At 40.5% G+C, this 1,697-nt stretch carries 2 protein-coding genes; both read right to left on the minus strand.

The window, feature by feature from the left end; genetic code table 11:
* Positions 1-196 precede the first annotated feature (196 nt).
* Positions 197-751, minus strand: coding sequence for a CPCC family cysteine-rich protein (locus ALO_RS03475; protein WP_004092924.1), 555 nt, complete (start codon positions 749-751; stop codon positions 197-199).
* 14 nt (positions 752-765) lie between these two features.
* Complete coding sequence (locus tag ALO_RS03480; RefSeq protein ID WP_040292646.1) at positions 766-1,023, minus strand: hypothetical protein; 258 nt, start codon at positions 1,021-1,023, stop codon at positions 766-768.
* Positions 1,024-1,697: the final 674 nt, after the last annotated feature.

Genomic DNA, 1,697 nt, shown 5'->3' on the forward strand with positions numbered 1-1,697 from the left:
GGGTGATCCGCAGGACGCGTTTATCGTCCTAATATCCCGGTTTTCCCTGTTCCCGTATCCATTTGTTTTTTTTTAATAAACAGCAGAGCAACGAACTTACTTTTGTCCGCTGCTCCGCTGTTTGTTTTCCGTTTTAAGATAGGTGTCAAACAGTGATCGTCCTCAGCGTCAACTTGATCCGACCTGTTAGACTTTGTCAACCGATTTTAGAATAGCGATGCTTTACGTCTAACTTTATACTCTTGGCTAGTGATTCTGTTACTGCACCAAACTTGCTAAAATTGTTTTTTCCCTCTTGAAGAGTCATATGATTAGGGCCACTATACCTTTCAGCCTGATTATTACCATCATCTTCCCAAAAACATACTGGGCAAATGTAATATTGCCCACGTTCTTCTAACGTTTGATATTGACAACATGGACAGGCAAATAGTATTTCAGCTTCTCCTTCAACTCTCATCTCTTTATTTAGTATTTGGGAGGCTCTTTTAGATAGATAATCATTTCTTACACCAACAAATTCTGTCATTATAGCTTCAATGAGTAAGTGATCGTACTTCTTATCCATAATATCCGCAAGTGGTTCTTCTTCATTAACTATCTCCTGTTGCAATTCCCAAGGTAATCTGTCAAACATAGGATTCTCATTATCAATTCCCCACCAGTTTAATATTATTGACTCCCGCTCTCCTCTGTCTAATTTCATGACTTCATCTTTAGAAATTAGTAATATTGCGTCATATCTATTCAATATTCATCACCTCGTCATTTACCACTTAATTGTTTTGCCAAATCGACTGCTGCCTGAAAAGGATCTGCATCTCGAGCGTCAGCCTTGTAAAAGGTTCCAATTTCACGATTTTTTTCATGCCCGATAAATACCCGTCGAGTTTCTGGATCATATTTAATATTAAAGTTGCCCACTTTAGTTTCTTGAAAATTTGGATTGGATTCTGCTGCAAACTCTTTCGCTTTTTTAAAATATTCATTCTGTGTAATATTCCCAAATTCATTTCCTTCCACTACATGTTTTTCGTAATGGGATTTAAGCTTACCATCACTAAATCCTTTCCAACTTGTAGATTCAGTTTTAGTCAGCCCCTGAGCCGCGTCTCCTAGGTTATCCCCCTTTCTTGACTCGTAGGGACGTTGACTCGTAGGGACGGTTCTGTTGACGAATGATATCCCTCAAAAATTGACTCGTAGGGACGGTTCTGTTGACGAATGATATCCCTCAAAAATAGAGGTGATAACCATCCCCGAAAAGCCCGACAACCAAAAGAAAAACGGGAAGAAATTCATCGGAAAATAAAAATATAACAGGGATATCAACGAGGCTGATTGCCAGATTGACGAGGATCGGTCAAAGTGTGTCCTGCATTCCCCGTCACGCCAGCACCAATACCCATACTGTCACTAGTTGACTCATTCTTCTCCGTATAAGTCTCCCGGTCCTGCTGGCTCTTTAGATTAAATCCACGCCTACCTCAACCTTAAGACTCAAGGGGACGGTTCTGTTGACGAGCAGCCGATAAAATGATATCCTCAAAAGTAAAGGTGATAACCATACCCCGAAAAGGCCGACAACCAAAGAAAAGCAGGGAGAGGTTCATCGGCCAATTAAAAATATAACAGGGATATCGACGAGCCAGATTGCCAGGGATTAGTCAAAGTGTGATTGTGCGAGCATGACAAAA

Source organism: Acetonema longum DSM 6540 (genome assembly GCF_000219125.1).
In the GTDB taxonomy this organism is placed as follows: domain Bacteria; phylum Bacillota; class Negativicutes; order Sporomusales; family Acetonemataceae; genus Acetonema; species Acetonema longum.